We start from the raw sequence: 26,975 nt of genomic DNA, 5'->3' as shown, positions 1-26,975 counted from the left end.
ATGGAAAATCGCCTTCCGGCACTTCAAATCCTTATTCCTACAACCAATACATCATCTACCTGTTCGAGTTCATTTTTCCAATCATGGAATTCAGTTTCAATTTTTTCGTGTTGTTCTTTTCCATTCATTTCCGAAAGATGAACAACGAGTTCTTTCATCTGCCTGTACTTATATTTTTTTCCGTCTTTGCCACCAAACTGATCTGCAAATCCATCGGTGAACATATACAGCATATCATTTTTGCAAAGTGAAACAGAATGTGAACGGAATGATTTCATTTCTCCTTCATGAACGCCCACAGGAAAATTATCCGTTTCAAATGCAGTTAGTTTTCCATCACGCACCAGCCACAACGGATTATTCGCACATGCAAAATCCACTTTTGTTTTATCGGAATTGAAAATGCACATCACCATATCCATTCCATCGCGCACCGATTTATTCTCATCGCCCTCGTGATGCAGCGCTCGAATGACTTTATCGCGCAGCGCATTCAGTATTCCGCCGGGATCCGTCACTTTTTTTTCGACGATGATCTCCGAAAGAAATGCAGCACCCATTACACTCATGAATCCACCGGGAACACCGTGCCCGGTACAATCGGCCACCGCAAGAAAAAATTTTCCTTCATTCTCCGTGAACCACCAGAAATCGCCACTCACAATATCGCGCGGTAAATAGAAAATAAATGAATCGCTAAAATTTTTGAGAAGCAGGTCGGGATCGGGCAAAACAGCTTCCTGTATCCTGCGCGCGTACGTGATGCTGTCGGTAATATTTTTATTTTTTTCACCGATGATCGCATTTTTTTCCGTGAGTTGATCATTGGTTTTCCTTCGCAGTTTATTCCGGTTGTAAAGAATGAAAAGTATGATCAGCAATAAAAATACGCCGGCAACCAAAGCAGTTACATAAGTATTCGTGAGTTTTCCATCGGCTTCCAGCTGACGGATGCGGCTCGCCGATCGTTCGCTGTCATAAAGCGCTTCGAGTTCGCGCTGATGGCGCAGCACTTTTTCATTGAGAAGTGAATCTTTCATCGCATCATATTTTTTCAAAGCATCGAGTGATCGCTGCGGATCATTCATCGCTTCATACAAATCAGAAAGACTCAGCCATGTTTCCTTTTCCTGTTCCGTCATCCCGATCATCCGGAAAAGATCCATCGCTTCCATATATTTTGTTTCTGCATCCTTGTAATGATGAAAACGGAAAAGCAGGTAACCGTGATCGTAAATTGCCTGCGCTTTATCATAATCATCCTGCATGGAATCAAGAATAGCAATACAGCGGTTGATGAGCATCTCCGAACGAACAGAATCTCCTTTCTGAATGTAAACGGAAGAAAGTCCGCTAAGCGCGTGCGCTTCATAATCGGGACGTTTTAATTCGCGCGCATAACGAAGTGAAGTTGTAAATGCATCAATGGCTTTATCAAGACTGTCAATGTCAAGATAAATTGAACCGAGATTATTATAGACAACAGCCAGCCCGCGTTTCGATTTCAATTCAAGATAAATACTGAGCGAGCGGCTCGCACAGTCGTACGCCTTTTTTTTCTCCCTGAGTGTTTTGTACACCAATGAAAGATTCATCCACGAAGTGGCCTGGTTGTAACGGTTGCCAATAGAATCGGCGATCTGCAAACAACGATTGTGTGAGTCAATGGCTTTATTGTATTCGCCCATGTCTTCGTAAATCGTTCCAAGACTATTGTAAGCAAGTATCATTCCCTTCGGAAAATTGATCTTCCGTGAAAGTTCAAGCGCTTCTTCGCAGTATTTCAAACCCACAGCAAGATTTTCATAACTCGTATCCCAGCCAATATCATTCAGCGCAACCGCACGCGTAGTATCCTCAATATTTGTTTTTATCAGTACGAGATTCCTGTGCAGCCGGTCTTTTTCCTGTGCATTCACAATGATCGGAAAGAAAAGTAAAAAAGAAAAAAATGCGATACGCATGCGTCAAAAGTAGCAAAACAAAACTGTGCGTTTCTTCCGGTCAGCAGCGGATACCGATGACAAGAATATCATCGATCTGATCCAGTCCGCCTTTCCATTCAAGAATTTCTTTTTCAAGTATCCTTTTCTGCTCGCTCATTTTTTCGCGGTGGATCTTCAGTAATAATTCTTCAAGTTGTTTGTATTTGAATTTTTTCCCCCTTGGCCCACCGAACTGATCGGCGTAACCGTCGGTGAAAATATAAATGCAATCGTTTTTCTCCAATGGGAATTCCTTATTCGAAAAAAGATTTCCGTCATTCACAAAAGCACCGACCGGAAATTTATCGCCTGCCAGTTCAATTCTTTTTCCATCGCGTATGATCCACGCAGGATTGTATGCGCCTGAAAATTCAAGGATCATTTTTTTCCGGTCAATGGAACAGAGTGCGATATCCATACCATCCTTCACGGAAGTTCCGTCGCCTGCAGTACGCAGAATTTTAGAGAGATTTTTACTCACGGCATTCAACATCAGCGAAGGTTTGTTCAACCCGAATTCGTTCAGCGCCTGGTTCATCAGGTTATATCCCAACAGCGACATGAATGCGCCGGGAACGCCATGGCCCGTGCAATCCACTGCAGCAACAAGAACCGCATCACCCCATTGTTCAATCCAATAAAAATCTCCGCTCACAATATCTTTCGGTTTATAGAGAACGAATGATTCGGGAAGCAGCCGGCTGATAATTTTTTCCGGCGGCAAAATGGCTTCCTGTATGCGCCGCGCGTACGTGATGCTGTCGGTGATGTCTTTATTTTTCTGCTGAATGATCTCTTCGTCTTTTTTTCGCTGTGTAATATCCGTATCCACGATGATCAGTCGCTGGAGCATTCCGTTTTCACCGAATACAGGAGTGAGTGTTGATGATTCCCAGATGGATCCGCCTTCCGGATTTTTATTGAGTGACTCGTACACAATCGATTTTTTTTCGCGTACTGCTTCATCCACGATAGCTCTTACCCGCGGATTATTACTGATCTCGAAAATTGTTTTCCCTTTTTTCGCTTTCAGTTCTTCGATCGTGATGCCGTTCCATCTCGCAAAACTTTCATTCGCCCATTCTATTTCTCCCTGCGCATTCATGATGAGAACGATATTCTCGGTGGAACGCGCCACGATGGACAATCGTTCGAGTTCGGTATTCTTTACTTCGATGAGTGATTTCTGTGCTGCGAGAATGGAAGCAGTTTTCCTGTTGGCACGATAACGGGTGTAAACGAAAAGGGCGATAATGAAGAGCAGGATGAGTCCGGCTGAGATGATGTAAATGGTAAGCGTACCGATTTTATTTTCTTTATTCAGTTCCGAAATTTGTTTTTTATTCTGCTCACTTTTATATTTTGCTTCGAGGTCGCGCGTGAGCTGAAGATTTTTTTCGTTCAATAATTTTTCCGAAGCGTTTGTATAATCCTGCTGTGCGCCGAACGCTTTTTCATAATCGCCTTTGAAAGCGTAGGACATGGCAAGCGACTGGTAGATATTTTTTTTAAGATCGGTAGCGTTGGCTTTTTCCGCATAGCTTTCGGCGTTCAGTGCAAACTCAATACTCTTGTCATAATTTTTCTGATCGCCGTAAACAGAAGAAAGATTTACCAGCGCCAATGCAATTCCCCTGTTGTCCGATTTTTTTTGGCTGATGTTAACCGTCTGCTGGTAATAGGAGATCGCTTTTTCAAAATCTCCTTCTGCTTTATAATAACTCCCGATATTGTTCAGTGAATTCAATTGCGCGTCGGTATTGCCGATGCGTTCACTTAAAGCCAGTGCAGCAAAATAATTTTTCAGCGCATTTGCATTATCATGAGTTGCAAACTGAACAACGCCCATGTTATTCATGACCTCGCACATGCCGGCCGAATCTGCGGTACTGGAATAAATACCGAGGGCGAGATTGAAATTGTCGGAAGAATTTTTCAGATCGCCCTGGTAATAATCGAGCAAACCGATATCCTGGTAAACAGATGCTTCCCCGTCTTTGTCATTAATGGCTCCGTAAATTTTCAACGCGTCGAGATAAAAAGAAAGCGCGCTGTCTGATTTGTTCTTCACGAGATACAGGTTTGCACGCAGGGTGGTTGCACGTGCGAGGCCTTTCTTATAATTTATTTTTTTTGAAAGTTGTCCGGCCTGCGAAAAATAATCGGCGCATTTATACTCATCCGTGTAAAGCAATTCGCGGCTGAGCTGATTCCACGCATCCACGCGCGCGGTCCCGTCGGGCATTTTTTCTGCCGCCGCTTCCAGCGAATCGGTTTTATCCTGCTGCGCCTGCAGGAACGCTGTGAACTGAAAAAATAATAGTGCCGCTAAAAAAGTTCTCATTCGCAATGAAAAAATAGAAAGGTTCAGTTCTTCCGTGAAATATTTTTCTCGATGTATTTTTCATTCGGCAATAAAGAATCCTGTATGCGTTTTGCGTAATGAATACTGTCAATAATCTCTTTGTTTTTTTCTTCCACCAGTGATTTCTGCTCTTCCACGGCGAGTTTCTGTTTTTCGATCAGCAATTTCTGCCTGCGTGAAATTCGCAGCGATCTGAAAATGATGACAGCAATGAAAGTAATGAGCAGTGCGACCGCCGCAATGAAAAGCAATAAGATTCGCTGGCGTTTGTTTTCTTCCGCAGAAATATCCTGCAGCCGTTTTGCATCTTCCTGCTGAACGGCAAGTTGTTTATCGAAATCAGATTTGGCAACAAGCCGCCCTATCTCCCGGCTTTTCTCTTCATTCACGAGCGAATCTTTAGCTGCTGAATAATTTTTGTACGCGTTGAATGCTTTTTCCCACTGACCTGTTTGCGAATATAATTCGCTGAGCATTTCATCTGTTGTTTTAATGTCTTCATTCGATCCGAGACTGTCGGCGAGATGCAGCGCAAAAAGAAAAGTTTTTTCTGCTCCCGCAAAATCTTTTTTCTTCATATAAACTTCACCGATGTTCTGTTCGATGCGCGAATAATATTCGAGTTGGCCTATAGAAATATCAATGTCACGCGCACGGAAATAGAAAGTGAGTGCGGTGTCAATATTCCCGAGATGAAAATAATTCTCGCCGAGATTTGCAAGCACTGATGCAGTAGCATTCTTATCGTCTGTTTTCTCTGCAAGCTTCAGCGCTTTTTCATTGTATGATTTCGATTGCGCGTAATCCTTCATGTCGGAATACACAATTGCAATATTGATAAGATCGGCAGTGGATCCTTCCTCATCTTTCAGCGAATCATCGAGGTGAAGCGCTTTCAGGTGATAAGCAAGTGCATTGCGTGAATCGCCCTGCCGGTGATAAATATTTCCGATGTTCCCGTAATTCACTGCAAGGCCCGAAGCATCGTGAGATTCTTCATCAATTTTCACCGATCGCAGAATATAATCGAGCGCATGGGCATAGTCGCCCTGGTCGTAGTAAACCATGCTGAGATCGGCTGTGGCGAGTGAAATCCCTTTTTTATTTTTTGCGGAATCAGCAATATGAAATGCTTTATCGAAATAAAGAAGTGCAGTCGCATTATCGCTCTGTACATAACTCACCGCGCCGATTGCGACCAGGCAACTGATCTTTCCATAAGTGTAATTTAGTTTTTGTGCGAGCGCCAGGCCTTCCTTTCCCGATCTCACTGCATTGTCTATTGCGCCAATTTCCTGTTGTTGCCAGCTCAATCGATCGAGATGCAACACTTTCATCGTGTCTTCTTTGTCGTGCGCGATCAATCGTTGAAGCGAATCGATCTTCGACTGCTGGGAGAACAGTTGAACCGGGAAAAATAAAAAAAATAAAATACGACGCATGGAGAAATTATTTTTTCAGGTTCCGCTCAATGTATTTCATATTCGGCAATAAAGAATCCTGTATGCGTTTTGCGTAATGAATGGAATCGAGAATATTTTTATTTTTTTCTTCGATCTCTTCATTCAGTTTTTTCAATTCCACATTTTTAAGGCGATGGATCTCTGCCTCCTGTTCACTTTTCTCCGTTGCATATTTCTGCTGAAGAGAACTGATACGGTTGGAAGTTGCTTCGCCCGAGATCAGCGATTCCACCTCAAAGAATTTTTCGAAATAAAAAAGAGCTTTCTCTGCATCATGTTCTTTTTTATAAACTTCATACAACATTTTATTGCAGCGGCTCTCTTTTAATTTGGCGCCGCTTTCCTCAGAAAGTTTCAGGGCAGACTCAAGCAATTTTTTCGACTCACCCGTTTTCCCATTCTGCAGGTGAAGTTCAGCAAGTTCCAATTGAGAAGTAATTATTCCCTGGATGTATTTCAATTCCATTCTCAGCTCCAGCGCTTGAGTAAGATATTTTTCTGCTTCCGAATCCTGCTTCAGTTTTTTATACAATACACCGAGGTCATTGAGCGCACGGCTCTCGCCGGTTTTGTGCCCGCATTTTTTATAATTCTCCAGCGACTCCGCGTTGATCTGGAGCGCTTCTTCAAAATTCCCCTGCTGAATTTCGATGAACGCAATTCCCGAAAGACATCGCGCAAGTGCGTAGGTATCACCCTGCGAGCGTGCGCGTAATTCGGCTTCCCTGAAATGTTGCAGCGCCACTTCATAATTTTTAAGATCGGTATAAAAAACGCCGAACTGGTAGGAAGACCACGTCAGATCGTAATTCGAATTATTTTTTTCTGCAAACTGCCGGGAATGAAATGCCTGCTTAAAAGCTTTTTCTCTTTTACCGAGGATCCAGTTATGCACAGCAAAATAACTCAGCGCAGGCCCAAAGTCTCCTTCGCTGTCCGATTCAAACAGTGCTTCTGTCTGATCGAGCAATTGGTCTGCCTCCGTAATGTTGCCGGTTTCGCGCTGGTAATACGACATGCACATGAGCATCATCGCCTGCCCGCGCGTACTTCCGATCTTCAATGCAACATCATAATATTTCTTCGCGTATGAATTACATTCTTCGAGGAGAAAATCGATAGCGTTGAAAGCAAACCCACATACGAGATCGATCTGGTCACGTTCATCCTTTGTTGCCTTCAGCTGTTCTTCCAGCCATTCAACGGAGAAATACATAACGGCAAGATAAGAAAACAAAAAATGAATTTTGGGGTCAGGAAATACGGAAACCCATCACGAGAATATCATCCACTTGCGCAAGTTCTCCTTTCCATTCGAGGTGGTTCCGTTCAAGAATTTTTTTCTGCTCTTCGAAAGGTTGTGAAGAAATTTTCAGCAGCAATTCCTGCAATGGTTTGTACTTGAATTTTTTTCCCTGCCCGAATGAACCGAATTTATTTTTATCGGTCAGGCGGGCGCGCTCACCACCGAACTGATCGGCGTAACCATCGGAAAAAAGATAGACTACATCATTTTTTTCGGGAGTCAATCGCTGGAGCCGGAAGGGCTGCGATTCACCATAATGTTTTCCCACCGGCATTTTATCTGCTTTGTATTCGATGCATTTTCCATTGCGCACGATCCACAGCGGATTATTCGCCGCAGCAAATGAAATTTCATGGGTTTGTTCGTCAATGCAGCACAGCACGGCGTCCATGCCATCACTGTTCTGCGAATTACTTTTTGTTCCGAGTGATGCTATGATGCGGTCACGCACATAACCGAATATCTCAGCGGGCGAATTGATATTTTTTTCATTCACGGCTTCATTCAGAAAAGAAATGCTCAGCAGCGACATGAAAGCGCCCGGAACGCCGTGCCCGGTACAATCGGCAGCGCAGAGAAAAATTTTATTTTCTTTTTTCGTGACCCACCAGAAATCGCCGCTCACAATATCGCGTGGAAGAAACAAAACAAAAAAATCATTGAACAGAAGTTTCATCGTCTCTTCACTGGTCAGTAATGAATTCTGAATTTTGCTTGCATAGTTGATGCTATCAGTAATGTCTTTATTTTTTTCCGCGATGATCTCATTCTGCACTTCCAGTTTTTTATTTGATTCCGATTTTACACGGTAACGGTTGTAGAGCAGGAATGCAAATGCGGCAAGCAGCACGAATCCTCCAATAGCGATCGCGAGAAAAAGATTCTGACGGCCGTTTCGCAGATCGCCGATCTCATTTTTCTGTTTCAGCTCATCGATCTGGTTCTGCTGCCGGTCGCTTTCTAATTTATTCTTGAGATCGGTTATCGTATTTGCATTCGCAGTACTGATGAGACTGAATTCAAGCGTATCGTACCGGACTGAATTCAGGTAAGCATTTTTATAATCGCCCATTCCTTCATAACAAATTGCCAGACTCTGGTAATTCGTTGCGAGCAGATCACTCAATTCAAGTTTCCGGCACACCTCAATACTTTTGTTCACGAAACCGATCGCTTTGACGAATTCGTTTTTCATTCTGTAAAATCGTCCGTAATTGGAAAAAGAATAAGCGAGATTGGAACTATCGTTCAGCGCAAGAATATATTTCATTGCAGAATCTGTGAGCGCGATCGCCGTATCGTATTTATCCATGTCGCCGTAAACAAGAGCGAGATTGTTGAGCGCGCTGATCATTCGCGAAGTATTTTTTTCTTCGACAGCAATATTTAAGTATTGCTCGTAATAATCTTTTGCTTTCGGAAGATATTCGGGATGATCATCAATCTGCATGTAATAAATGTTCCCGAGATTTCCGAGAATGACTCCTTCCTTAATGCGATTGTGCAATTTTCTCGAGAGTGTGAGTGCTTTTTCATAATACGGAGCCGCAGCAGCGAAAAGATCCTGGTGTGCGTAAAGATTACCAATGCCGTTATTCACTATGAGTAATCCCGCATCATAATGAATACTGTCGGCAAGACTCAGCGCCGGAAAAAGATCTTTCGATGCATTCACATAATCGCCTTCATTCATATAGCGGACGCCCAGTGAAAAAAGCGCTTCCGTTTTTGCGCGGGGCTCGTTCAGTTCATAAGCCAATTGCACCGACTGTTGCGAGCAACGGAATGCAACGTCATTATCGGTATGCGATTTTTCTTCTGCTATGTTAATGAGCGAACGCACGCCGGAAGTATCATGAGGAATTTTCTGAAAAAAAACGGAGAGCGTATCTGTTTTTCCTGCGTGAAGAAAAACAGGGAGGAAAAGAAAAATAAGAATGCGGCGGATCACAGGTAAAAGTAGGAAAGGTTGGTCAAGTTGTTCGTATTGGTTTTCTGTTTTCTGTTTTGTTGCGAATGCGAGCGCACTGAAAACCGACAACAGAAAACTATTTCACTTTTTCCTTGATCACCGAAAGTTCTTTCCCAACTTTCTCAAATGCAGCGATCGCTTTATCGAGATGTTCTTTCTCGTGCGCGGCGCTCAGTTGTACGCGAATGCGCGCCTGTCCTTTCGGAACCACCGGGTAGAAAAATCCGATTACGTAAATTCCTTCGTCGAGTAATTTTTCGGCGAACTGCTGCGCGAGTTTTGCATCGTACAACATGACCGGAACAATTGCTGAATCTCCTTTTCTGAATTCCAAACCTATTTTTTCCATTCCCGCTTTGAAATAATTCACGTTTCCTTCCAGTTTGTCGCGCAGTGCTGTGGTTTCACTCAGCATATCGAACACGGCAATGGATGCGCCCACAATGGAAGGTGCCAGTGAATTGGAAAATAAATACGGACGGGAACGTTGTCGCAACATTTCAATAATTTCTTTTTTCCCGGTGGTGAATCCTCCCATCGCACCGCCCAATGCTTTTCCTAAAGTTCCGGTAATGATGTCCACTCTTCCCATTGCACCACTTGCTTCGGTTGCACCACGCCCTGTTTTCCCAATGAAACCGGTCGCGTGACTTTCATCCACCATCACCAGCGCATTGTATTTGTCAGCGAGATCACAGATCTTATTTATCGGCGCCACAAATCCGTCCATGGAAAAAACGCCGTCGGTCACAATTATTTTAAAACGACAATTCGCCGCAGCTTTCAACTGCGTTTCAAGATCACTCATGTCGGAATTCTTATAACGGAAACGCTGCGATTTGCAGAGACGAACGCCGTCGATGATAGAAGCGTGATTGAGTTCATCAGAAATGATCGCGTCGTTTTCCCCGAAGAGCGGTTCGAACACTCCGCCGTTCGCATCGAAGCAAGCGGCGTAGAGAATTGTATCTTCCGTCTGATGAAACTTCGCAATTTTTTCTTCCAGCGTTTTGTGAATGTCCTGTGTTCCGCAAATGAAACGCACGCTTGACATTCCATAACCGTGTTCGTCCAGCGTTTTGTGCGCAGCAGCAATTACTTTTGGATGAGAAGAAAGTCCGAGATAATTATTCGCGCAGAAAATAATTACTTCTTTTCCGTTGACCGTGACCACAGCTCCCTGCGGAGTTGTAATCACGCGTTCGTGTTTGAAGAGCCCGGCTTCTTCGATGGATCTTAATTCTTGCCGGAGAAATTCTTTGTAGTGGCTGTACATGATAGTTTCGGGTTCAGTGTTTAAGGTTCAAAGTTAAAAATTAGGGTGATGAGGAGCGTATCGCCGGTTCTTCAAATTCACACCCTGAAAAATTTCCTGCATCACTTCAAATAATCAGGAAAAATTTTTCGACCACGCTGTTTTTTTTTGCCAGTCGATTTTTCTCTTTTATGGATCGCTATTAAAAAATTCGCTTTCAACATTCGTAAACAAAATTCAGCGACGTCCACATTTTTACTAAATTCGCTGAAACCCCAATCGCTTGAATCCCGATCCATTCTTTAACTCCGTAAAGGAGTCCGTTCCGAATATTTTTGTTCACAACATACGGAAGTTTTCCGATGAGATCATTTTCGATTGATAAGATCGGATCAGTTATTGAAAAAAATCATTTAATAAAATTTTAAACCTAACGCAATTCAAATGAAACAACCAACTACCCTTTACCAAAGAAATCTATCCGGCGGTTTAAAATTATCTGCTGTTGTAGCAGCTCATCTTTTTTATTCAAGCACTCACGCGCAAACAACTTTCAACTATACCGGTGGTGTGCAAACTTACACCGTACCAGTTGGAGTGACCAGCATCGGCATTGATGTTAATGGAGCACAAGGCGGCGCTGCCTACTACACATCGCCTGTAGGCACTGGCGGACTCGGAGGAAGAACACAAGGTGTTTTGTCTGTTACGCCAGGAGAAGTTTTACAGATCAATGTTGGCGGCGTTGGTGGCAATGCATTCAGTTCTGTTGGTGGATCAGCAGGATATAATGGCGGAGCAAACGGCGGAAATTATACCGATGGACAAGCAGGCGGCGGCGGCGGCGGTGCTTCCGATATCAGGCGCACCCCGTATGCTTTGAGTGACAGAGCAGCGGTTGCAGGCGGCGGTGGCGGCGCGGCTTCCTGTTCAGGAACTGGATATAACGGAGGAGCTGGTGGTGGATTGATTGGAGGAACTCCTGCGGTTGCATGTGGTACACCGAATAATTCTTCTACTGGTGGAACTCAATCTGCCGGTGGAATGGGTGGAAGTTATACAGGATGGTGTTCTGCAGGTTCAGGAATTTTTGGTAGCGGAGCAAGTGGATGCAGTCCTTCCGGCGGCGGCGGCGGCGGCGGCGGATATTATGGCGGCGGCGGTGGAGCGTGGATGGGTGGTGGCGGTGGTAGCAGTTTCACCAATGGAACTGTTACGAGCGTTACACTTTCACAGGGAATAAGAAACGGCAATGGGCAAATCATTATTTCCATTCTCTATTACGCGACGATCACACAAACAGCACCTATTCTCTGCAACGGACAATCTACAGGATCACTCACTGCAACTCCCAGTGGAGGCACAAGCCCTTATACTTATTCCTGGTCACCTACAGGAGGAACTTCTGCAACCGCAAGCGGATTACCAGCCGGAACTTACACCGTAACAGTTACTGATGCATCGATGAATGTCACCACTCAAACATTTGCACTCACACAACCGACCCCGGTTACAATGTCGGCTGCCTCACAAACGAATGTGAACTGCAATGGCGGAATGAATGGATCTGCCTCAGTAAATTCCGCCAGCGGTGGTATCGGCCCTTATTCTTATGACTGGACGCCCGGAACTCCGGCAGGGGATGGCACCACAGGTGTTACCGGTCTTGCAGCAGGCACCTGGACCTGCACGGTTACAGACGCCAACAGTTGTACTGCAACACAACTGTTCACGATCACCGAACCTTCGGCGCTCAGCTCCGCTTCTTCTGCTACTTCAATTGCATGCAACGGGGGAACAAGCACGGTAACAGTTACTGGTTCCGGCGGAACTGCTCCTTACACCGGCACGGGCACATTTACGGTTAGCGCTGGAACGTATTCTTATTTAGTGACGGACGCCAACGGATGTACCAGCACAACAAATATTACGGTTACTGAACCGACCTTGCTGGTAGTTTCTTCTTCTGCAACAGATGCATTGTGCAATGGAGGAAATGGAACGATCACCGTTTTTGCTTCGGGTGGAACTGCACCCTATACCGGCACTGGAGTTTTCTCAGTTACTGCCGGAACTTATTCTTATATCGTAACAGATGCGAATGGTTGTACCAGTTCCACTTCTGCAACTGTTGCAGAGCCAACTGCAATTTCTACTTCTGTTGCACAGGTGAATGTTTCTTGCAATGGTGGTTCAGATGGTTCTATTACTCTTACGGTGAGTGGGGGAACCCCTCCGTATTCATTCAATTGGAACAGCGGAACATATTTCACGCAAAATCTTTCCGGGTTAACAGCAGGAACTTATTCAGGTGTGCTTACAGATGCGAATGGTTGTACTGATGCAGGAATCGTGGTCATCACTGAACCTCCTGCCCTCGTTGCAACAATTACTTCTGCTACCAATGCATCTACATGTGGAGGAACTGATGGAGCAATCGACATTACCGTTACCGGCGGAACTCCCGGTTACATGTATCTCTGGAATACATCAGTAACAACAGAAGATATTTCCGGAGTGAGCGCAGGAACTTATTCAAATACCGTAACGGATACAAACGGCTGCACAACTTTCATCAGTGTTGATCTTACCGATCCGAATCCTCCTTCAGTTACGCTTGCACTTGCTGTTGATACGGTTTGTGCTGCTGATGGAATTTTTGCACTCAGCGGTGGTTCTCCTGCAGGCGGTTCTTATTCGGGAACGGGCGTGAGTGCCGGATCATTTGATCCTTCTGCTGCCAATGCGGGAAACAATACGATCACTTACACTTACACCGACGGTGTTACGGGTTGTACCGGAACTTCTACCGGAAATATTTTTGTGGATGCATGCACAGGAATAAATTCTGCAATTTCCGTTAATGATAATTTCAGTATTCTTCCGAATCCTAATAATGGAACATTCACATTTGTTCTTCAGTCGAATGAAAGCGCCGATGTGATGATCTATGATGCATTGGGACAATTGGTGAATGCTCAGAAAGTTCAGCCGGGAGTTCAGCAGCAACTCAATATCGCTAAGCCCGGTGTCTTTATGGTTACTGTTGTTACTGCCGATGGTCATCGAAGCTCGCAACGAGTAGTGGTAAACAAGTAGAATTATTTTTGCTGGGATGAGAAGCCGCCTTTGAAAAGAGGCGGCTTTTTTTGAAATGGATATTGTGTAAATGAATCTGCCGATTCGCAATTCGTATATTCGTCCCGAACTTGTTCGGAATAATTCGGAATCAATGAAAAAGAAAATTTTACTCCTCGGCTCCGGCGAACTCGGAAAAGAATTCGTGATTGCGGCGAAACGCCTTGGGCAATACGTGATCGCGGTCGATTCGTACAACGATGCTCCTGCACAACAGGTGGCGGATGAGCGCGAGGTCATTTCCATGCTCGACGGTAATGCGCTCGATGCGGTTGTGTTAAAACACAAACCCGATATCATTGTTCCCGAGATTGAGGCGATACGCACGGAACGTTTTTACGATTACGAGAAGCAGCACATCCAGGTGGTGCCGAGTGCTCGTGCGGCCAATTATACAATGAATCGCAAAGCAATCCGCGATCTCGCCGCGAATGAACTTGGTTTGCGCACCGCAAAATATGCGTATGCAAAATCGCTGGAAGAATTCCGCGAGGCGATTGATGCCATCGGAATTCCCTGCGTGGTGAAACCCCTCATGTCTTCGTCGGGCAAAGGACAAAGCGTCGTGAAAACAGAATCGGAAATTGACAAAGCGTGGAATTATGCCATGAGCGGATCGCGCGGTGATCTTGTGGAAGTGATCGTGGAAGAATTCATAAAATTTGAATCAGAGATAACTCTATTGACGATTACACAAAAAAATGGTAAAACACTTTTCTGTCCGCCTATCGGGCACCGGCAGGAGCGTGGCGATTATCGTGAAAGCTGGATGCCACACCCCATGGGAGAAAAGCATCTTGAAGAAGCGCAGCACATGGCCGATAAAGTAACACGCGCACTTTCCGGTTATGGAATATGGGGCGTTGAATTTTTTCTCGCGAAAGATGCCTCGACCGGGCTCGGCACAGGTTCTGTTTATTTTTCCGAATTATCACCGCGCCCGCACGACACGGGCATGGTCACGCTTGCGAACACGGTTCCCCTCAATGAATTTGAATTGCATCTGCGCGCCATTCTCGGTTTGCCCATTCCCGATCTTTCGCTACTGCGCGCAGGCGCTAGCGCGGTGGTGCTCGCCGCGAAAGAAGGAGTTCCAATGATCTCGGGGCTGGCAGAAGCGCTCGGCGAAAAAAATGCGGATGTAAAAGTATTCGGGAAACCGGTCACGCGCCCGTACAGGCGCATGGCAGTGGCGCTGGCGTGGGATGAAGTGGGTTGTGATATAACACAACTCGTGGAAAAGGCGAAGGCCATAGCGGCGAAAGTGAGTGTCTGAAAAATTACACCGACTATGAACAAATCAATTCTGGGCATCTCTAATAACTTCGAACTGCAGCGTTGGGCTACGTCCTCAAAATCCTCATTTACGAATAGTAAATCCCGCCTTGCATTTCTGTGTTTTTAGAGATGCCCTTCTATTAATAAATCATAAAAAAGTGAAACGAGTTCTTTTACCAGTATTCTTTTTTATTTTTTCAGCGACCTATTCGCAAAAAATAAAAACAAAAACGGTTGTCCGGAATGACTCCACCCGTTTTACCATTCGGATCTATCCTGCTTTGTACGATTCTTCACTTACAGATCAGCAGGTAATGAACGGTGTCGACACATTGCCGCTTCGGTTTCCCTTTGGGAAATATTATTTCACACTGTTCAAAGACGACACAACAAAATTCGCACAATCCGTATTGAAATTCCGCGGATTCGGTTTGCTGAAAGGGAAATATAATTTCGCCACCTATTATAAGAACGGCAATTTCACCTGTGTTTCTGTTTACAACCGGGAAAAAGTTCTCGACGGAGGTTATGCCGAGTATTTTGAGAATTCTCTTCCCAAGGTCACGGGACGTTATCATAACGGAAAAAAAAGAGGCCGGTGGAGATATTATGATGAAGACGGAAAATTATTGAAGATTGAAACTTACAAACGCACAGGAGAAATGACCGAAAAGAAATTCGATAAACCTTCGAAAAATCTTACTACAGGTAATTGGCCGCAACGTCCCGACGGAAGACCTTATGTGATCCGATAAATTTTCATACTGATTTCCCTTATTTTCTCAGGGAGAAAAATTCTATCCGCGAAAATCCTCGGCTTAATTCAACCTGTAAAATTTTCCCGGCAAACTTTTTATCACTCCCGAAAATTCCATTTGCAAAAGCAGCGCGGAAACTTTTCCCATCCCGAGTTCACTCGCCACGCAGATCTCATCGATGTACACATTTCCTTTGTCGCGCATCAGTTCTACAATTTTCATTTCTTCCTGTGAAAGATCCAGCGGCAAAGAAGTTTGGATTTTGGATTTTGGATTTTGATTTTTTGTTTCGTCATCCCAACCCATGAATTTCACCAGGTCGGCTGCCGAATCAATGAGTGAAGCTTTGTGATTCTTGATCAGTTTGTGGCATCCCGCAGAAAATTCATCGTTCACTCTTCCCGGGAATGCAAACACATCACGGTTATAATTATTTGCAAACTCTGCCGTGATCATTGATCCGCCGCTCGCACCGGATTCAACCACCACGATCGCATCGCACAACCCGGCAACAATACGATTCCTCATTGGGAAATTCTCCTTGTCAGGTTTTGTCCCGGTTGGAAAATCAGTGAGCAACCCGCCGCACTTCGTCATTTTACGCGCCACATTTTTATGCGCCGCCGGATAAAGTTCATCGAGTCCGTGAGCAAGAACGCCGATCGTGGGAATTTCATTTTTCAATGCGGCTTTGTGCGCAAGCACATCCACACCGTAAGCAAGCCCGCTGATGACGATCACCTCATTTGCTTTAAGATCATCCACTAATTTTTCCGTCAGCATTTTTCCATACTCCGTCACATTGCGCGTACCCACAATACCCACCGTGCGCGTGTGAGAAAGATCAGTGTTCCCTTCGAAGTAAAGCACAACGGGAGAATCGTAACATTGTTTTAAACGATTCGGGAATTTTGCATCAGCATAAAAAAGAATTTCTATTCCATTCTTTTTGCAGAATGAAATTTCTTTTTCTGCGCGGAACAGTATTGATTGGTCGCGCAGCGCTTTCACCACTGCCGGAACCACGTAAGGGATCTGCAGCAGGTTGTTTTTCTTCTCGCGGAATACAGCGGAAGCACATCCGCAACTGGCCACTAATCTTTTTGCGGTGACGGGCCCGATGCCCGGTAACATGTTTAAAGCGACCTGAAATACTCTTTCGTCGAAATCCATATTGTAACTACAAAGCTTATTATATACATTGCAAACTCTCCCGATAGCTATCGGGACTAAAAAACAAAAATGACCTTTAACAGATCAGGGCGACAAAAATACAAAAGCAGTCGGCTAAAAAAAGTTTCATTTGTTTTTTTCATCCTCTTTTCTTTCTGGGGATACCGGATTCATTCGCAACAGGCGTACATCACCGGAATGGTGAAAGATAGTTTGTCGGGCGAAGCGCTCATTGGTGTGGTTGTGCAAGCGGGAAGCACCGGGGCAATTACAGATGTGGGAGGAAATTATTCTCTGAAAGCAGATTCCGGCGAAATAAAAGTTTCTTTCCGGTACGTGAGTTATCGCAATGAAGAAAAAACGGTTCATGTGAATGCAGGAGAAACCGTAAAGCTCGATCTGCTGATGGTGAATGATTCGAAGACGATGGGCATTGTCGTCGTTTCTTCCGGGCGTTATGAGCAGAACATCGGTGAAGTTCCGGTGTCGATGGAAGTTTTAAAACCAAAACTTATCGAGAATAAAGGAACTACCACAATGGAAACGATCATGGACCAGGTGCCCGGTGTTTCCATGACTGACGGGCAGGCGAATATTCGTGGAGGAAGTGGTTACAGTTATGGTTCGGGTTCGCGCGTGTTATTGGTTGTTGATGATATGCCGCTGCTTTCCGGTGATGCGGGCGATGTGAAATGGAATTATTTACCAATAGAAAATGTTTCGCAGGTGGAAGTGATGAAAGGGGCATCATCCGCTTTGTTCGGTTCATCGGCGCTCAATGGTGTCATTCATTTCCGCACGGCCTATCCAACCGATCATCCGCAAACAACTATTTCTCTCATCAATGGATTTTACGGCGATCCCGAACGTGCAAGTTTAAAATGGTGGGGCGCGAACAATCCTGTTTTCAACGGAATAAATTTTTCGCACCTGCGACAGGTGGGGAATTTCGATCTCGTCATCGGCGGACATTTGTACAACGACCAGGGTTATCGTTATCTCGAAACAGAACAGCGCGAACGTTTGAATGTGAATACGCGTTATCGTTTTAAAAAAATCCCCGGGCTTTCCGCAGGCATCAACACGAATATGATGCGCACCACCGGCGGGCTTTTCATTATCTGGTACAACGATTCGCTTGCATACACTCCTTCAGGCAACACGCTGCAGCATTACACGAATTACCGCTGGAACGTGGATCCGTTCATTGTGTGGGCAACACCGAAAGGACATCATCACGCCTTGCGCACGCGTTATTTCGAAACAAAAAATCTGAACGACACGAAGCAGAGCGCAACAGCAGGATTCTATTACGCCGAATATCAATATCAATACAGATTCAATTGTGGCGTTACGTTCACGGCGGGCGCTGTGGGTACACGCACACTCGTGCGCGCAGAATTGTACCCGGGCGCCACTTCAGAACAAACACCCTGGTACGGAAAATTATTTCTCGGTGATTCGGTCACGCACACGTCCACGAATCTTTCCGGTTATTTCCAGGCCGATAAAAAATTCTTCGATAAATTATTTGTGACGATCGGTGTGCGCGGAGAATATTTCAAACTCGATACGGCAAAAACAAATTACGATCTGAAAATTTCGAAAAGCGATACGCTACATCTTCCGTTCCGCCCCGTGGTGCGCATCGGTGTGAATTATCAGATTGCAGAAGCAACTTATCTGCGCATTTCTTATGGACAGGGATATCGTTTTCCGTGTATCGCAGAAAAATTCATTCGCACCGAAACATCCGGACTGGAAATTTATCCGAATCTGAATCTGCAACCCGAAGACGGACAGAGTGCGGAAATAGGAGTGAAGCAGGGATTCCGCATCACGAAAAACTGGAAAGGATATGGCGATGCCGCCATTTACTGGATGCAATATCACAACATGATGGAATTTGCTTTTCACCAATGGGGAAACCCGATGACTGATCCTTTTTTCGGTTTCGGTTTTAAATCGCTCAATGTGGGAACAACCAGAATTCGCGGAGTCGATATGTCGGTGATGGGACAAGGACAGATCGGAAAATTCGGAGTTTCTCTTCTTGCAGGTTACACTTACATGGATCCAATCTCGCTTACATGGACAGCGGCGAAAGACACAAACATTGCAAATCCCGGTGCAGGAACGGCGTATTATAATATTCTCAAGTATCGTTACAAACACATTGCAAAATTCGACGGGGAAGTTTCTTATAAAAAATTCTCAGTCGGCGCCAGTATGCGTTACAATTCCTACATGGAAAATATCGACAAAATTTTTCTTGTTGCTGTTCCCGGCATTGCCGCCTACCGCGAAAAATTTCACACCGGCGATCTTGTTTTCGATACGCGCATCATGTACCAGTTGAATGATGTAACGAGAATTTCGTTCATCGCGAATAATATTTTCAATCGTGAGTACACGCAGCGCCCGGCCGACGTGCAGCCACCGCGGAATTTTGCGATGCAGGTGGTGCTGAAATTTTAATTGTCGCCTTCGACAAGCTCAGTCTGACAATCAGAATTGTTTAATGTGATTTCGCAATGAATTTATTCCCCTTCGAAAAAGTGATATTCAGGACAAAACTTCGAGAAAAGGAAGTAAAGTATAGAATTGTGAAGACTATAAATTCTAAAGATCTGAATTGGGGAAAAAGTTTTGATGGTAGAATTTCCGGTAATGAATTCCGAATTCACCGGTTGATCTGGTACAGGAATTCTTTTCTTCCGGAATTGAATGGGAAAATAATTTCAAATTCAGCTAGCATACTCATTGAGGTTGAAATGAAGATGTTCACTGCGGTAAGAGTCTTCATGATAATTTTTTGTGTTTTTGCATTCTTTGTTTTCATGGCTGGAATTTGGGCTTGCTTTGTAAACAGGGAGGTTATTTTATTTGTATTTGCCATTCCACTGATAATGGCTCTGATGATATTTGTTTCGAGAATTTCCTTTAAACTGGAAGTGAAAAAAGCCAAACAATCGTTTGCCGAATTGATTGAAGCAGAAATAATAAATTAGAAATCGCCATGTTCAACACTTTAGATCATTCAGATTCCGAATTCATGCATGGTCTATGGCCATACTGGATCGGCATTTATCTTTTTCTCTTTGGATGGAGTTTCTGTTGCTATCTCTTAATGAAAAAAACAAAAAAGGGAAGGAAGCTTGCTAAGATACTGGCAGCATTTTTTTTGGTTGGCAACTTCATTCACTTTCTGATCGCATTTAATTGGAGACCGATCCCATACGCCCCGAATTTTGGCCCGGGAGCGGGTTATATGATACTTTCTTTCTTTGAATTACTTCTGCTGCTTCTTGTTGCGATCATCTGGAGAATTTTAAACCGTAGAGTTCAGAAAGACTGAAAATTGAAATGCATTGCCAATTGGTAATTGACACATTGGTCATTGATCCGAGTTTGCCAATATCGTTTCAAAGTCAACCACCGTCATCGCGTCACTCACTTTATATTCCCCGATTGCCGTTCTTCTCAACGCAGTCAGATGCGCACCTGAATTCAATGCAACACCAAAATCTCGTGCGAGCGCGCGGATATAAGTGCCCTTGCTGCACACGACACGGAAATTTACGTCAATGAATTTACCTGGTCTTTTAATTTCAGAAATTTCAAATTTCCGTATTTCCACTTTTCTGGTTGGTAAAATCGTCTCGTCTCCTTTGCGCGCAAGTTTGTAAGCGCGTTTTCCATTTACATTGATCGCAGAAAATAACGGTGGACTCTGATCGATGACGCCGATAAATTTTTTTGTTGCATCACGGATCATTTCGTCTGAAATATGTTCTGTCGGGAAATACTGATCAATTTCCTTTTCAAGATCGGCCGATGCAGTAGTGGCGCCAATGCAGAATGTTCCGGTGTATTCTTTTTCCTGTTGCTGGAATTCTTCAATTCGCTTCGTGAATTTTCCTGTGCAGATGATGAGCAATCCTGTTGCGAGCGGATCGAGCGTTCCCGCGTGCCCGACTTTTATTTTCCCGCCATCGCGGGTAAGTAGTTTCAGATTATTTTTTATAAGCCAGCGGATCTTGTTCACCACATCGAAAGAAGTCCACTTTAGAGGTTTATCGATGAGCAGAATTTCTCCTTCGGCAAAATCGAATTTGCGCTGCATCAGAGAACAGTGAGCTTGAAGAAAAAGTAATTGATCACGATCACCGCTGTTCCGAGAACAATGCGGTACATTCCCCACATGCGGAAACCATAACGTTTCACGAGCCCGATGAAAATTTTTATCGCGAAGAGCGCAACAAGGAATGCAACAATATTTCCCACCGCAAGTAGTTTGATCTGGTCATGCGTGAACATTCCGTTCAGCTTTACATATTTATAAAGTTTGTAAACCGTTGCAGCCAGCATAGTGGGCACTGCAAGAAAAAAAGAAAATTCTGCCGCCGCACTGCGCGTGAGTTTCTGCTGCATTCCGCCAATGATACTCGCCGCACTTCTGCTCGTGCCCGGGAGCGCGATCGCGAGCACCTGCCAGCACCCGATGATGATTGCTTTTACAAATGAAATTTCTTTTTCTTCTTTGATCACCGGATTTTTAAACCAATTGTCGACGAAGAGCAGAATAATTCCTCCGCCGATGAGCGATCCTGCAATGAAAACAGGATTGCCGAGTTTTTCGTCAATGAAATCATTCAGTAATTTTCCGAAAACAAGAGCGGGAATAACGGCGAGAACAAGTTTTAAATAAAATCTGTAATCATTCAGTTTGATAAATTTTCTCCAATAGAGAACGACCACCGAAAGAATAGCGCCGAGCTGAATGGCAACCGTAAATGTTTTTGTGAATTCCTGTGTGGCAATTCCCATTCCCGAAGAAGCGATCACAAGATGACCTGTAGAAGAAACGGGAATGAATTCTGTAACGCCTTCAATGATGCCGAGTAAAATGGATTGAAAAAAATTCACTGGGGAGGATTACAGATTTTACGGATATACAGATTACTGATGAGGGTGTTGCGTAAGAAGAACAAATTGAGAATTTGAATCCGCGACGCGTATGCCTGCGGACAATTCTTAATCAGTACCCGCTTATTCCTGCTCCTTTGGTTTTTTCATGATGCCATACAGCACGATCGCGAAACCTGCCAATAGGGTTACCGGTGCGATGGTGATTCTGCGCGCAGAAAATATTTCGGGATTGAAATTTTCGGGTTTGTCAGCGCCGCCACCTATCATCAGCAGGTAACCGATCACGAGCACGACAATGCCGGCGAGAATGATCATGTAATTTTCTTTTCCGAATGCGAAAGAAGCTTCTGTGATCTCTTTTCTGCTTTCAGAAGCAACAGCTTTTTTCGGCTGCACTTTTTCTTTTTCCTTAACGATTGGTTTTTTAGCCATGATGGTGCAAAGTTAATTACTGTACAATGCGTCCGTACTCTGACGCAGAAATTTTCTTACGGCGAGCGCTGTGCTCAGCCAGGTGATGAGAACGCCGAGCGCGATCTGGAATGAACAGAGAATTGCGAGCGTTTTTATATCGTCAAACCGGATCAGATCGAGATCCTTGAAATTCCGGTCGAGCGCGATCACAATACCGGTGGTGATGAGAATGGCAATGAATGCGCCGATAATTCCGTTGATGATCCCTTTCATCACAAACGGTTTACGGATGAACGACTGTGTGGCGCCAACAAGATCCATAGTGCGGATCAGAAATCGCTGCGAATAAATGGAAAGGCGAATGGTGTTGAAGATGAGTCCGACTGCGACGAATAATAATGCGCCGCTGAAAATGAGGATCACGAGACTGATCGACCCCATCCTGTCGTGCACTTCACTCACAAGATCTTTTTGATAATAAACATCTTTCACTCTTGAATCCTGCCGCAGTTGTTTTTCAATATTCGCCATGCTCGCGCTATCGGCATATTCTGCTTTGATGCGGATTTCGATGGATGGCTGCAGCGGATTATAACCGAGCGTCTGGATAAAATTTTCACCGAGATCTTTTTCCAACCGATGTGCTGCCTCATCCTTCGAAACAAATTCTGTAGTCTTGCGCCATTTTTCCACGTCAATCGATTTCTGCAATGCGTCCTTATCTTCTTTGCCGATATTCTGATCGAGGAAAACAGTGATCTTGATATTCTCTTTCACCCAATTCGAAACATCTCTCGCTTTCAGCACGAGCACACTCAACAGTCCGAGCATGACCAGCACCAGTGCTATGCTGATGATGATGGTAACGGAAGAAGTGCGGAAACGGCGTTTTACAGAAACATCTGTCATTGCGAGCGAAAGTACGAATTTAGAAATGAGCCATGCGCTTTGCCCAATGGGGATTTGAACAATTTAACAATGAAAAAGTGAAGTCCAATGTCGAAAGACAGAAGCTGGAGAGAAAAGATTTTCTGCCCGCGATAGAAGCGGTAGCCCACAGGCCGCCACTGCTCTTCGACTCGCGCTCAGGATGACAGTGGCGGGCGAGGACTACAAGCGGATAGCGCGAAAAGGCAGCCAAAAAAGCGCCATGATTTTCCGTAATTTCGTTCCTCATTTTCATTGGCAAAAATTATGGAATACAATTTCCGCGATATTGAAAAAAAGTGGCAACAGCTATGGAAAGAACGGAAAACGTATTGCGTGGAAAATAATTCTGCGAAACCGAAATATTATGCGCTCGACATGTTTCCTTATCCCTCGGGTGCGGGATTGCATGTGGGACATCCGCTCGGATATATTGCGAGTGATATTGTTTCGCGCTACAAAAGATTGTGCGGATACAATGTGCTTCACCCAATGGGATTCGATTCGTTCGGATTGCCGGCAGAACAATACGCGATACAAACCGGGCAGCATCCGGATAAAACCACGAGAGAAAATATTAAACGATACAAAGAGCAGATGGATAAGATCGGTTTCTCGTTCGACTGGGACCGTGAAGTGTGGACGAGTAATCCTGATTATTACAAATGGACGCAGTGGATATTCCTGCAGATATTCAAATCGTGGTACAATAAAAAAACGGATCGCGCAGAAAATATTGAAACACTCATTTCCATTTTTGAGAAAGAAGGGTTCTCGACTTCGCTCGAACTGACAAATGTTGATATTGAAAATGATCTGAAATCTTTCACAGCAGATCAGTGGAAAAATTTTTCTGAAAAAGAAAAGTCGGATGTGCTGATGAATTTCCGTTTGGCTTATCTCGGTGAAGCGTGGGTGAACTGGTGTCCGGCAATGGGAACAGTGCTGGCGAATGATGAAGTGAAAGACGGAGTTTCCGAGCGGGGCGGATATCCTGTGGAAAGAAAACGAATGCCGCAATGGAGTATGCGCATCACTTCTTACGCCGATCGATTACTGAAAGATCTTGATGCACTCGACTGGACGGAATCGATGAAAGAAGCGCAGCGGAACTGGATTGGACGAAGCGAAGGAACTTCGCTTCGATTCAAGATTCAAGATTCAAGATTTGATATTGAGGTTTTCACTACGCGTCCTGATACAATTTTCGGTGTGACTTTCGTTACGCTTGCGCCGGAACATGAATTGGTTTCGCAGATCACAACGCCTGAAAATAAAAAAACCGTTGATGAATATGTTACGATGGCCAAGAACCGCAGTGAACGCGAGCGCATGGCCGATGTGAAAAAAGTAACCGGAGTTTTTACGGGCGCTTACGTCATTCATCCTTTCTCCAATGAAAAAGTTCCCGTGTGGATAGGCGACTACGTGCTTGCGGGATACGGAACAGGCGCGGTGATGGGGGTTCCCGCGCACGACTCGCGCGATTTTTCTTTTGCAAAACATTTCGGTTTGAAGATCGCACAAGTGATCGAAGGTCCTGCTGGATGGGATTTCTCGAAAGAGAGTTACGATTCGAAAGACACGAAATGCATCAATTCCGATTTTCTGAATGGGATGGAAGTGAAAGATGCGATGAAAAAAATAATTACTGAAATTGAAAAAAGAAATATCGGGAAAGGAAAAGTGAATTATCGTTTGCGCGATGCCGCTTTCGGAAGACAACGCTATTGGGGAGAACCTATTCCGATCTATTATGAAAATGGAATTCCGAAGCCGGTGGATGAAAAAGATCTTCCGCTTGTGCTTCCGCAAGTAGATAAATATTTGCCGACAGAAAGTGGGGAACCGCCGTTGGCACGAGCGGAGGATTGGGTGTATTCACCTCAACCCCGGCCCTTCTCCCCTTCGACAGGCTCAGGGCAAGCTGGAGAGGGGGGTACGCTGGCGCGTGAAGGAACTGTGAAGAAAACAGTGACTGAGAATCGCTATCGCGAAATTTTTACTGCTTCGCCCGAAAAATGGAAGTTGCTGAAGGAACGAGCCCGTGACCTGAGAAAGAATCAAACCGAGGCAGAAAATATTTTGTGGCAAGAATTACGCAATAAGAATACTGGATTTAAAATAAGGAGACAACACGCTATTGAAACCTTCATTGTTGATTTTGTTTGTCTTGATAAAAAACTTGTGATTGAAGTTGATGGCGGTTATCATGATTCTCCAGAGCAGAAGGAATATGACGACGTTCGAACTTTTGTTCTGAATCAATTGGGCTACGAAGTAATTCGTTTTCAGAACGACGAAGTCACAAAAAATTCTTCCGCTGTAGTAGAAAAGGTAATCAAGGCCTTGGCCACGAGGGAAGTCCTCCCCACCGGGGAGGATTTAGGTGGGGTCAGCATACAAGCCGAAAAACTCCCGCTGGAAACCACCACCATGCCCGGATGGGCCGGCAGCAGCTGGTATTTTCTCCGCTACATGGATCCGCACAATGAAAAAGAACTCGTTTCGAAAGATGCCGTGAACTACTGGAAGAATGTGGATCTCTACATAGGCGGAACAGAACACGCAACCGGACATTTACTCTATGTGCGCTTCTGGACGAAGTTTTTATTCGACCGCGGAATTATTCCGTTCGAAGAGCCGGCGCAGAAGCTAATCAACCAGGGGATGATTCAGGGGGTCAGTGCATTTACTCAGATTTGGGCTCCATTTATTTGGGTTAAGCCACTTGGCAAAACAGTGTTACCCAAATTTAATTCAAAGACAGTGTTCATTATTTCGAAACAAAAAGCAGAACGCTTCCTAAACGGTGATGAACAAGTTAGGGCACAAATGCTACATATTTATGATTTGGTTTTTTTGAAGAAGCAAAGTTCAGAATGGAGTTCACTAATTAGAAACGTACATTATGAATTGATTTACGATGCAAATAATTTCGAGAATTCAATATTGTTTCGACACGTCGATATAAAATTTATTTTGGAAAAGGATGAACTTAATACGGAGGAATACACAAAGTGGAGAAGTAGTTGGCCTTCACTTCAAGGTATTAATGAAGTGTTAGAGTATATTCTTGAGGAAGATGGAAAATATATTTGTTCACGTGAAGTCGAAAAAATGTCGAAGTCTAAGTATAATGTTGTCACACCCGATTCTATTTGCGATTCCTACGGCGCCGACACCCTCCGCATGTATGAAATGTTTCTCGGTCCGCTTGAACAATCGAAACCCTGGAACACCAATGGAATTACCGGCGTGCATGGATTCCTGAAACGTTTCTGGAGAATGTTCTACGAAGAAAACAGGCAGGATGAAATTCAAAATTCAAAATTCAAAGTTCAAAATTCGGATCCCACCGAAGCTGAACTAAAAGTTTTGCATCGCACGTTGAAGAAAATCCGCGAAGACATCGAACGATATTCATTCAACACTTGCGTGAGCCAGTTCATGATCTGCGTGAATGAGTTGATGGAACTGAAATGCAGCAAGCGTGGAATTCTTGAGCCGCTTGTCATCGCTCTTTCTCCATTCGCGCCGCATATCGCTGAAGAATTGTGGGAACAACTTGGAAACAAAACAAGCGTGACGATCGCGGCATTCCCGAAGATCGATGAAAAATATCTCGTGGATGATTCGTTCAATTATCCTGTACAGATCAACGGAAAAGTGCGTTTCAATTTCAGTATTTCTCTTGCGCTCGCGCCTGCGGAAATTGAAAAAGAAATTCTCTCGAGCGAAGAAGCGAAGAAATGGCTCGAAGGAAAAACACCGAAAAAAGTTATTGTGGTACCGAAGAGGATCGTGAATATAGTTCTATAGGGAAAGGAATGCGGAAGGTGCGGATCTGCTGAAGAAACCTTCCCGCAAGATTGCTTCTCCCGAATAAATTCCGGCTCGCAATAACCAACGCACTATTAGAATTTCGCATGTCCGCACTTTCCGCATTCCGCTCCCCTAATCTGAACACGTAAGAGCTTTTTCGTTTACCTTTCTGTTTCACTTACCA

Annotated in this window: 19 protein-coding genes and 2 pseudogenes; 9 read left to right on the top strand and 12 right to left on the bottom strand. The window is 44.5% G+C overall.

The features are described 5' to 3' along the window. Positions 1-23: 23 nt before the first annotated feature. The 6 genes from HY064_02370 to kbl are packed head-to-tail and all read right to left on the bottom strand — an operon-like array spanning position 24 to position 10,367. Positions 24-1,964, bottom strand: a complete 1,941-nt coding sequence (locus HY064_02370) for a tetratricopeptide repeat protein (GenBank protein ID MBI3509478.1) — start codon at positions 1,962-1,964, stop codon at positions 24-26. Between the two features lie 40 nt (positions 1,965-2,004). Continuing rightward, entirely contained in the window at positions 2,005-4,329 is a 2,325-nt protein-coding gene (locus tag HY064_02365) for a tetratricopeptide repeat protein (protein MBI3509477.1), read from the bottom strand. Positions 4,330-4,352: 23 nt separating this feature from the next. After that, positions 4,353-5,792 carry a tetratricopeptide repeat protein gene (locus HY064_02360; protein ID MBI3509476.1) on the bottom strand — a complete coding sequence of 480 codons (1,440 nt, stop codon included), beginning with the start codon at positions 5,790-5,792 and terminating at the stop codon, positions 4,353-4,355. A gap of 7 nt (positions 5,793-5,799) precedes the next feature. Beyond that, positions 5,800-7,029, bottom strand: coding sequence for a tetratricopeptide repeat protein (locus tag HY064_02355; protein ID MBI3509475.1), 1,230 nt, complete (start codon positions 7,027-7,029; stop codon positions 5,800-5,802). Between the two features lie 37 nt (positions 7,030-7,066). Next, entirely contained in the window at positions 7,067-9,160 is a 2,094-nt protein-coding gene (locus HY064_02350; protein MBI3509474.1) for a SpoIIE family protein phosphatase, read from the bottom strand. A 7-nt stretch (positions 9,161-9,167) separates the two neighbouring features. Next, on the bottom strand, positions 9,168-10,367 hold the full coding sequence (gene kbl / locus HY064_02345) for a glycine C-acetyltransferase (protein MBI3509473.1): 1,200 nt from the start codon (positions 10,365-10,367) through the stop codon (positions 9,168-9,170). A 423-nt stretch (positions 10,368-10,790) separates the two neighbouring features. Between kbl and HY064_02340 the strand changes: the two genes are divergently transcribed. The 3 genes from HY064_02340 (at position 10,791) to HY064_02330 (ending at position 15,517) form a co-directional block, all read left to right on the top strand. Beyond that, on the top strand, positions 10,791-13,445 hold the full coding sequence (locus tag HY064_02340) for a T9SS type A sorting domain-containing protein (protein ID MBI3509472.1): 2,655 nt from the start codon (positions 10,791-10,793) through the stop codon (positions 13,443-13,445). Positions 13,446-13,578: 133 nt separating this feature from the next. Continuing rightward, positions 13,579-14,760, top strand: coding sequence for a formate-dependent phosphoribosylglycinamide formyltransferase (purT, locus tag HY064_02335; GenBank protein ID MBI3509471.1), 1,182 nt, complete (start codon positions 13,579-13,581; stop codon positions 14,758-14,760). Between the two features lie 160 nt (positions 14,761-14,920). Beyond that, on the top strand, positions 14,921-15,517 hold the full coding sequence (locus HY064_02330; GenBank protein ID MBI3509470.1) for a hypothetical protein: 597 nt from the start codon (positions 14,921-14,923) through the stop codon (positions 15,515-15,517). A gap of 63 nt (positions 15,518-15,580) precedes the next feature. Here the strand turns inward: HY064_02330 and dprA are convergent, their stop codons facing one another. After that, the gene (gene dprA, locus HY064_02325) at positions 15,581-16,693 is read right to left on the bottom strand and encodes a DNA-protecting protein DprA (GenBank protein ID MBI3509469.1); all 1,113 of its coding nucleotides are present in this window, start codon (positions 16,691-16,693) and stop codon (positions 15,581-15,583) included. Positions 16,694-16,762: 69 nt separating this feature from the next. On the opposite strand from dprA, the gene HY064_02320 reads away from it, so the two are divergent. Further along, on the top strand, positions 16,763-19,171 hold the full coding sequence (locus HY064_02320; protein ID MBI3509468.1) for a TonB-dependent receptor: 2,409 nt from the start codon (positions 16,763-16,765) through the stop codon (positions 19,169-19,171). Positions 19,172-19,376: 205 nt separating this feature from the next. Here HY064_02320 and HY064_02315 read toward each other — a convergent pair whose 3' ends face one another. Next, positions 19,377-19,535, bottom strand: a complete 159-nt coding sequence (locus HY064_02315; protein ID MBI3509467.1) for a hypothetical protein — start codon at positions 19,533-19,535, stop codon at positions 19,377-19,379. Between HY064_02315 and HY064_02310 the strand changes: the two genes are divergently transcribed. Next, positions 19,534-19,704 carry a hypothetical protein gene (locus tag HY064_02310; GenBank protein MBI3509466.1) on the top strand — a complete coding sequence of 57 codons (171 nt, stop codon included), beginning with the start codon at positions 19,534-19,536 and terminating at the stop codon, positions 19,702-19,704. The two genes, HY064_02315 and HY064_02310, sit on opposite strands and share 2 nt — an antisense overlap. 119 nt (positions 19,705-19,823) lie before the next feature. Continuing rightward, positions 19,824-20,051 (top strand): hypothetical protein, encoded by a 228-nt coding sequence (locus tag HY064_02305; GenBank protein MBI3509465.1) that lies wholly within the window; start codon positions 19,824-19,826, stop codon positions 20,049-20,051. Positions 20,052-20,090: 39 nt separating this feature from the next. Here the strand turns inward: HY064_02305 and truB are convergent, their stop codons facing one another. From truB to HY064_02285, 4 genes are all read right to left on the bottom strand, one after another. Next, positions 20,091-20,819 (bottom strand): tRNA pseudouridine(55) synthase TruB, encoded by a 729-nt coding sequence (truB, locus tag HY064_02300; protein ID MBI3509464.1) that lies wholly within the window; start codon positions 20,817-20,819, stop codon positions 20,091-20,093. Next, positions 20,819-21,622 (bottom strand): undecaprenyl-diphosphate phosphatase, encoded by an 804-nt coding sequence (locus tag HY064_02295; protein MBI3509463.1) that lies wholly within the window; start codon positions 21,620-21,622, stop codon positions 20,819-20,821. Before HY064_02295 ends, truB begins: the two co-directional genes overlap by 1 nt. A 123-nt stretch (positions 21,623-21,745) precedes the next feature. Further along, entirely contained in the window at positions 21,746-22,057 is a 312-nt protein-coding gene (locus HY064_02290) for a DUF3098 domain-containing protein (protein MBI3509462.1), read from the bottom strand. A gap of 12 nt (positions 22,058-22,069) precedes the next feature. Further along, positions 22,070-22,948, bottom strand: a complete 879-nt coding sequence (locus HY064_02285) for a cell division protein FtsX (protein ID MBI3509461.1) — start codon at positions 22,946-22,948, stop codon at positions 22,070-22,072. A 285-nt stretch (positions 22,949-23,233) separates the two neighbouring features. Here HY064_02285 and HY064_02280 point away from each other — a divergent pair. The 3 genes and pseudogenes from HY064_02280 to HY064_02270 all read left to right on the top strand — a co-directional run bounded on the left by HY064_02280 (position 23,234) and on the right by HY064_02270 (position 26,788). Beyond that, positions 23,234-24,856 (top strand): annotated as a pseudogene (locus tag HY064_02280) (leucine--tRNA ligase). Positions 24,857-25,384: 528 nt separating this feature from the next. Beyond that, positions 25,385-25,660 (top strand): annotated as a pseudogene (locus tag HY064_02275) (hypothetical protein). Continuing rightward, on the top strand, positions 25,637-26,788 hold the full coding sequence (locus HY064_02270) for a class I tRNA ligase family protein (protein MBI3509460.1): 1,152 nt from the start codon (positions 25,637-25,639) through the stop codon (positions 26,786-26,788). The pseudogene HY064_02275 and the gene HY064_02270 overlap by 24 nt, the downstream one beginning before the upstream one ends. The last annotated feature ends 187 nt before the right edge of the window (positions 26,789-26,975 follow it).

It is taken from the genome of Bacteroidota bacterium (assembly GCA_016194975.1).
In the GTDB taxonomy this organism is placed as follows: Bacteria; Bacteroidota; Bacteroidia; order Palsa-965; family Palsa-965.
Note: the sequence above shows the minus strand (reverse complement) of the source record. Positions and strands in the feature narration are given on the sequence as shown.